The 7460-nt window shown below is 56.5% G+C and carries 6 protein-coding genes; 2 read left to right on the forward strand and 4 right to left on the reverse strand.

Annotated elements, in window-relative coordinates:
• Together AAC083_RS12130 and AAC083_RS12135 are read left to right on the forward strand one after the other, a co-directional pair.
• Positions 1-1308 (forward strand): thiamine pyrophosphate-dependent enzyme (locus tag AAC083_RS12130; protein WP_258224676.1); only part of this gene is annotated, 1308 nt, incomplete at its 5' end.
• A gap of 223 nt (positions 1309-1531) precedes the next feature.
• Positions 1532-2533, forward strand: a complete 1002-nt coding sequence (locus tag AAC083_RS12135) for a hypothetical protein (protein WP_108536735.1) — start codon at positions 1532-1534, stop codon at positions 2531-2533.
• A 403-nt stretch (positions 2534-2936) separates the two neighbouring features.
• Here the strand turns inward: AAC083_RS12135 and AAC083_RS12140 are convergent, their stop codons facing one another.
• From AAC083_RS12140 to AAC083_RS12155, 4 genes are all read right to left on the reverse strand, one after another.
• Positions 2937-3152, reverse strand: coding sequence for a YdcH family protein (locus AAC083_RS12140; protein WP_108536732.1), 216 nt, complete (start codon positions 3150-3152; stop codon positions 2937-2939).
• Positions 3153-3438: 286 nt separating this feature from the next.
• The gene (locus tag AAC083_RS12145) at positions 3439-4029 is read right to left on the reverse strand and encodes a hypothetical protein (RefSeq protein ID WP_042036849.1); all 591 of its coding nucleotides are present in this window, start codon (positions 4027-4029) and stop codon (positions 3439-3441) included.
• Entirely contained in the window at positions 4026-5387 is a 1362-nt protein-coding gene (locus AAC083_RS12150; RefSeq protein WP_108536733.1) for an MATE family efflux transporter, read from the reverse strand. The genes AAC083_RS12145 and AAC083_RS12150 overlap by 4 nt, the downstream gene beginning before the upstream one ends.
• Positions 5388-5521: 134 nt before the next feature.
• Positions 5522-7345, reverse strand: a complete 1824-nt coding sequence (locus AAC083_RS12155) for a SulP family inorganic anion transporter (RefSeq protein ID WP_108536734.1) — start codon at positions 7343-7345, stop codon at positions 5522-5524.
• Positions 7346-7460 lie beyond the last annotated feature (115 nt).

Here is a 7460-nt window from a genome sequence, read left to right on the forward strand (position 1 = left end):
GTGCAGGCCTGTCCGGTGCGAGCCGGGGCGGATGAGGAACATGAAGGCACGCGCGCCATCACCATGCTGGACAAGGCGCCCCATCTGGCCGGTCAGAAACAGGCGCTGCGCTGGTTCGAAAGCCTGCCCTGGCCTGCCCGCGAGCGGGTGGATTTTTCCACCGTGCGCGGTGCCCAGTTCCTGGAGCCCCTGTTCGAGTTCTCCGGCGCCTGCGCCGGTTGTGGCGAGACGCCATATCTCAAGCTGCTGACCCAGTTGTTTGGCGATCGCATGCTGGTGGCCAACGCCACCGGTTGCTCCTCCATCTATGGCGGCAACCTGCCGACCACCCCCTGGGCCAAGAACGGCGAAGGGAAGGGGCCAGCCTGGTCCAACTCCCTGTTCGAGGACAACGCCGAGTTCGGCTTTGGCTTCCGCCTCACGGCTGACCAGCATCATGGTCAGGCGGTGGCCGCCCTCAAGGCGATGAAGGGGGAGCTGGGGGAGGCGCTGGTCGAGTCGCTTATCAGCGCCCCGCAGCGGCTGGAGTCGGAGATCCGCGCCCAGCGGGGCAGGGTGGCGCAGGTGCGCGAACGGCTGGAGGAGGTGAACTCGGGGCAAGCCCGTGAGCTGCTCTCCTTGATTGATCAGCTGGTGCGCCGCTCGGTCTGGATCGTCGGCGGCGACGGCTGGGCCTATGACATCGGCTCGGCGGGGCTCGATCACGTGCTTGCCTCCGGGCGCGATGTGAACGTGCTGGTGATGGATACCGAGGTCTACTCCAACACCGGCGGCCAGATGTCGAAATCGACGCCGCTCGGTGCCGTCGCCAAGTTTGCGGCGGGGGGCAAGACGCTGGCCAAAAAGGATGTGGCGTTGCAGGCCATCTCCTACGGCAACGTCTATGTTGCCCGTATCGCCTTTGGTGCCAACCCGCAGCAGACGCTGCAAGCGCTGCGCGAAGCGGAGGCCTATCCTGGCCCCTCGCTCATCATCGCCTACAGCCACTGCATCGCCCACGGCATCGATATGGAGCTGGGGCTCACCCAGCAGAAACGGGCGGTGGACTCGGGCCACTGGCCGCTGCTGCGCTACAACCCTGTACTGCGCAGTTTGGGGCAGAACCCCTTTAGCCTCGATAGCCTGCGCCCCTCCATTCCCCTTGCCGAGTACAGGGCAGAGGAGAACCGCTACCGGGTACTTGCCCAGAGCCACCCGGAGGAGGCCGAGCGACTGATGCAGGTGGCGCAAAAAGTGGCCTGGCAGAAATGGGCCACCTACGAGGAGATGGCCACCCGCGAGGCCAGCCATTTCCATCCGCCGGTGTGAGGATGGGGTGGGTGAAATATAACCAAGCGGGCCAATGGCCCGCTTATTTGTATTTTTAATGCGCGTTATATCTGTTATCGCTATCTGACAGTGTGGGCAGTTTTAGTTGTGATAGCATCTTAAGTATCAATAATGATGTGTTGATCTGTTTGGGGATGCGGGGCAGGATATAAATCATGGAATGCGTTTTTTAGTTATAGATATTGAAAATATGAGGTGGACTATGAGTTTATTGGTCTATTTAGATCAGAATATACTAAGTGATTTACGTCAGCGTAAGATGGAGGAGTCTGGCGTGGTAGATTTTAGGCCATTAAAAATGGCACTTAGGTCCGAACAGATTGTAGTAGTGTATTCACATGTCACACTCAGTGAAATTATGCAAATAACGAAGGGTGAATATCGTCAAGAACATATTGATTTATTGATAGAGTTGGATGCTAAATATATAGACCCATTAGAGCGTAAATTAATTTATGTATCACCTGGCAAAATCTGGGAAGATTATCTTGAAAATGAAGAATTAAATTCAGATCTTGGCATTACTATGTTGATGGATGTAAGTCAGTTGCCATCCCGTAAACTATCCGGTTTGCCGATAGAAGAAAGCTTCTATGAGTTAAATACTAAAATTCAGTTTAGTTTGGAACATTTACTCACAAAATGTGAAGCTCAATTGTTGTCTGTTGATATTGATGAGCTGAATGAAGAGCAAAAATTGTTCTTTCTAAGAAATAAAATGCAACTTGATGAACTAAGAGCTAAGGCATCTGTTTTAGAACCTATTACTATTAATAGTGATCAAAAGCTTGGCCCTCAATCATTCAGAGATATGCCAGAGATTAAACGTTTGGATCTTCATAATGTAGATGCTAAGGAAGTGGTGGGTATAATTGAGGCCACATTTAAAGTGGAAAATAGTAGCTTTAATCTTAATGATTATTTTGATAATACAGTGCAGGCCGATGTTGCTCGTGCATATGCGTTAATGAATTGGGCTGGATATTATTCAGATGATTTTACGAAGTTAAAAAAAGGGAAAGACCGATTCAATGCATCAATGAATGATATGCAGCATGTGGTATCAGCGTTGGGTGTTGATTTTTTGATATCAAACGATGTGAACTTTATAAAAAAAGCAAAGGCATGCTTTGCGTATGTTGATTCTTCTACAATGGTATGTGAACCAAGTTATTTCGTTGATATGTGTAGTAAATGCTTATGAACGTTTGACATATTACTAATTCAGTACAATAGCGTTGGTTTAAATTTTAATATTTTGAGGGATATAAAAAAGTAATTATAAGTTTCACTTATGATGCGATCTTGGAGAGCTTATTTAGCAAGAGTGTTTTAAGTACAAGTTGCATCAGATAAAATTTATATCCACTTGACGAAATTTATCTATCTATAGACTAAGGCTTTCTTTTTCCTCCAAGGCAGGTAAGCTGCGGGGCAAGCAGCGTCCAGTAGGAGAAGGCGACGATTACAGAACAATATATAGCCGGGACGATCGGTACTCTGGGAGCGGGTTGGCTCGGTCTGCCGCTGGTGGCGGAGCAATAAAAAGCCCGGCTTTGAGCCGGGCTGGAGGGATAAATTGCTTATCCGGGTATTCGTCAAGGCGTCTAGTGTGGATGTTGTTTGAGGATGTCGTATATCTCCTCTTTCAGTTTGAGTTTCTGTTTTTTCAGATCCTTCACCTCGGAGCTGTAGTCGCTGGCGTGATGCTTTTCCAACTTTCTAATCTCCGCATCCAGGTCGTTGTGCAAGTCAAACTTCTTCTGGAAATGGACATCACTGCTCTTCAGTTTCGAGATGAGCTCTCTGTACTCTGGGAACATGTAATGAAGCCTCCTTGGTTTCGTTTGATTGTGCCTTCAAAACAAAAGTACCCCTTCCCCCCACAGATAAATGTGATCCGGATCGAATTCGGGACCAATGATTTGCTGCATGGGGAGGGTGTTTTTTAACTCATTGAATCGCAAGCTGATAAGCGATTTGTAAGTAAGGTTCTGAGCTGAAAACTGGAATCTCGATCACAGTTGTGACGGTTTGATGACGGCGGCGGGCTGGCAAGTGGGCAGCAAGAAGGGGCGCGGGGCCCCTTCTTGCGAACAGGTGTGGCGTTTACTCTTTTTTCTTTTTCTTCTCGGGCAGCGGCTTGCCATCGCGGGCGATCACCTTGCCCACTTCGAAGCCTATCTGTGCCGCCAGCTCTTCCAGATCCGGCGCCTTGGCTTCATCGCCGATGGCGTACTGATAGTTGGCTATGGTGATCTTCTCGGCCACAGGGGTGCCCGGCACTATGGGCTCACGCCAGCCCTGGCCGACATGCGCCACCAGGGTGCCGTTCATGATGAGCTCGCCGACGATTTCCTGGGTAGGGATGCCTTGGCCGTAGGAGAGACCCTGAGGGTGCTTTTTGCCGACCAGCGGCTCTGTGCTGACAGGCATCAACTTGGTGCGGATCAGCCACTTGGGATCCTTGGTCTTGCCGAGCGCTTTGCCGGTCTGGTATTCGTTGATCTTGATGGTCTTGATCATCTGGGCTGTAAAATCTTTGGTCAGCGCCTTCTGGGCTTCGCTCGTCTCGTCGATGGCAATGGGCGCCACATACCAGATTTTGGAGGCCTGCGCCTTGGGGGCTGCGGGCGCGGTTTGTGCCATGGCCAACGGGCTGAGCAGGATGGCCGCCAACAAGAGTCCGATTTTCTTCATTGTGATTCCGCTTTTGTTTCAACAAGAATTTTGTTTTGCCAGCGACGACTGCGCCAGCGCCAGAACATGGCCAGACCGCGCACCCACTCATCGCAGGCGAGCGCCAACCAGATGCCGACCAGTCCATAACCCTGCATGATACCAAGGAAATAGGCGAGCGGAACGGCAATCCCCCACATGGAGACGAGCGCCATGTAGAGCGGGAAACGGGCATCCCCGGTGGCACGCAGGGCGTTGATCACCACCAGATTGAAGGTGCGGCCGGGTTCGAGGATAAGGCTGATGAGAAACAGCTGGGCCACCTGGGTGATGATGTCCGGATCATCGGTGAACAGGCTGATGATGGCGCGGCCATTGAGGGCGGCGGCGATGGCGATCAGGGTCGTGACGATGAGGCCGAGTTTGAGGCTCTTGATCAGCTGGTTATAGGCCTGCTCGAAGCGGCGTGCCCCCGCCAGATGGCCGATGATGATCTCGTTACCCAGGCCGATGGAGAGGCCGAACAGCAGGATGAACAGGCAGATCTGGAAGAAGTAGGACTGGGTCGCCAGCGCCTTGTCGCCGAGCAGGCCGACGAAGGCGGTGACCACCATGAACTGCAGCATCCAGGAGAGGTTCTCCCCCGCGGCTGGCAGCCCTATGTGCAGCACCTTGTCCAGCATGACCTTGCTGGGGCGGACAATCTCGGGTAGACGCAAGCGGATGCCGGTCTTGCGCGCCACCAGCCACACCAGCAGCACCACGCCGACGATGCGACCTGCCACCGTGCTGATGGCGACCCCGGCCACTCCCAGCTGGGGCAGGCCAAACCAGCCGTAGAGCAGCAGCAGGTTGCCGACGAAGGTGATGAGGTTGACGATCAGGGTCACGTACATGGCCTGACGGGTATGGCCGTGGGCGCGCAGGGTGGCGGCCAGACAGAGGGCCGCCGCCTCCGGCAGCAGGCACAGGCCGATGATCTGCAGATAAAGAGTGGCATCGCCCATCAGGTGGGCGGGCAGGTTCATCAGGGAGAGCATGGTGCTGGCGCCAGCGAGCACGCCGACCGCAGCCACCAGCCCCACCAGCAGGTTGAAGCCGATGGCGGTGTGGATGACGATGCGTGCCTTTTCCCGATCGCCTGCTCCCAGATACTGGGTGATCACCACGCTGGTGCCTATGCTGACGAAGCTGAACAAGGTGATGGCCAGATCGAACACCTGGTTGCCGACCGCCAGTGCCGCCACGCCCTGATAGGAGACGTGGCCCACCATGAAGGTGTTGAGGGCCCCGGTCAGAAAGTGCAGGGCGAGATCGATAAACAGCGGCCAGGTCAGGGAGAAGAGAGTGCCCGGGCCCGCGTGGGATTGAGTTTGCATGGGGTGTCCAAATACGGGTGATGGCCCTCGTCAGCGCCATCTGGACGGGCATTTAACACCAAGAGTCCGCAGGGTGCAATCCTGCCCTGAGAGGAGCGTGCGCCAGACCCTCCCGGGGAGAGTCTGGCGACCGATCAGGCCGGGGTGGCGCCTGCTTCCTGCTCAGAGGGGAGGGTGAGCCGCGCCGAGTCCGGCAGCGCATCATCCTGGGGCCAGTGGGAGAGAATGGCGTCCGTGGTGCTCTCCACCACGGCATCATCCTTGAACACAGGATCCCGGTAGCAGCGGGTCATGCGTAGCGCCTGATAGATGTCGGGGCAGAGGATGATGCCCTCGTCGCCCACCCGGATCCCGGCCTGTTTGAGCCACTGGCTCATCTGGCCGTGACGACCGGCCATTACCATCTTGATGCCGCGCCGTTTCAGATCCTTGTGCAGTTCCCCGATCATGCTCATCACGCTGATGTCCTGATGGGTGAAAGAGGCCACCGCATCCACCACCAGGCATTTGGGGTTGTGGGGATCCTGCACCAGTAGCGCCAGCACCCGCCGCTTGAAGTAGGGGGCGTTGAAGTAGGTGAGCGGCGAGTTGAAGCGATAGACCAGGATGCCGGGAATGGCCTTGACCTGCTCGTTGTCCCTCAGGGTGCGAACCACCCCCTTGTCATCCATGCCGAGCAACTGGTCGGTGGGGCGCATCACGTTGCGCAGGAACTGGAACAGACCCAGTAGCACGGCGAGGGTGATCCCCGGGATCACCCCCATGGCCAGCACGCTGACAAAGGAGATCAGCGCCAGCCAGAAGGCGGCCCTGTCGGAGTAGCGCAGGGCCCACAGGCCGCGAAAATCGGTGAGCGAGAGCGACGCCATCACCAGCACAACGCCGAGGGCGGCCGTGGGTATGTATTGCAGTGGCGCCGTCAGGTAGAAGGTGACCAGCGCGATGGCGGCGGCGGCGATGATGGAGACCAGCTGACTCTTGCCGCCGTTAGCGTCGTTGACCGCGGTGCGCGAACCCGCCCCGCTGATGGCAAAGCCCTGGGAGGCGGCCGCCGCCAGGTTGGCCAGGCCGAGAGCCCGAAATTCTTTGTCCGCATCAATCTCGTAGCCGTTCTTGGCGGCAAAACTGCGGGCGGTGAGCATCATGGAGACGAAGCTCACCATGGCAAGGTTGAGCGCCGGCAGCACCAGCTCGCGCATCAGGCCCGGGGGAAAGTCCGGCAACTGGAAGACGGGCATACCCGAGCCGATGGCACCGAGAGTAGCGATGCCGAATTTGCCTAGATTGAGCCCCCACACTAGGGCTGCCGTCACCACCATGGCCACCATGGAGGAGGGCCAGGCCGGTTTGTAGCGCTTGGCCAACAGCAGGGTGAGCAAGGTGGTCAGGCTCATGGCCATGGTCGGCAGATGGGTCTGGGTAATATAGCTGGCACCGCCCGCGATCTGCTCTATGAGGTTGCGATCGCTGAAGGTGAAGCCGAAGATCTTGGAGAACTGGCCCACTATGATGGTGATGGCCACGCCGTTGAGCAGCCCCATCAGGATGGGGCGGGAGAGAAAGTCCGCCAGTACCCCCAGCTTGAAGCGGCTGGCGATGAGACACCATAAACCTGTCATGGCGGTCATTGTCATCACCAGTTGCCAGTGGCGGGTGGCATCGCCGGCGGCGAGCGGGGTGACCACAGCGGCGATCACGGCGCAGGTGGCCGCATCCGGTCCGACGATAAGCTGGCGGGAAGTGCCAAACAGGGCGTAGACCAGCATGGGCAAGATGCAGGAGTAGAGGCCGACCAGGGGGCCCACACCGGCGAGTTCGGCATAGGCGATGGCCACGGGCAGCGCCACGGCTGCGACCGACAGGCCAGCGCGCACATCCGGTATTAGCCAGGCCCGCTGGTATTGCAGCAGGGTGGCGAGTCCCGGTAGCCAGCGTTCGAGTGAGAAGAAGTCGCGCATTATTTAACCCATTGAGTTACAAACTGCTTTTCCCTAGTGTGCCCAAGCTTGTCGAAACATTGCAATCAGGTTATGGCCAGTTCACCACCAAGTCAGGCCAGAGGGTCTGCCACTG

This window comes from Aeromonas sp. HMWF014 (genome assembly GCF_963878295.1).
In the GTDB taxonomy this organism is placed as follows: domain Bacteria; phylum Pseudomonadota; class Gammaproteobacteria; order Enterobacterales; family Aeromonadaceae; genus Aeromonas; species Aeromonas popoffii.

Excerpts from the sequence above, each read along its gene's own strand:
- AAC083_RS12135 (WP_108536735.1), top strand. The coding sequence starts at position 1,532 with ATGAGTTTATTGGTCTATTTAGATCAGAATATACTAAGTGATTTACGT.
- AAC083_RS12140 (WP_108536732.1), bottom strand. The coding sequence starts at position 3,152 with ATGTTCCCAGAGTACAGAGAGCTCATCTCGAAACTGAAGAGCAGTGAT.
- AAC083_RS12145 (WP_042036849.1), bottom strand. The coding sequence starts at position 4,029 with ATGAAGAAAATCGGACTCTTGTTGGCGGCCATCCTGCTCAGCCCGTTG.
- AAC083_RS12150 (WP_108536733.1), bottom strand. The coding sequence starts at position 5,387 with ATGCAAACTCAATCCCACGCGGGCCCGGGCACTCTCTTCTCCCTGACC.
- AAC083_RS12155 (WP_108536734.1), bottom strand. The coding sequence starts at position 7,345 with ATGCGCGACTTCTTCTCACTCGAACGCTGGCTACCGGGACTCGCCACC.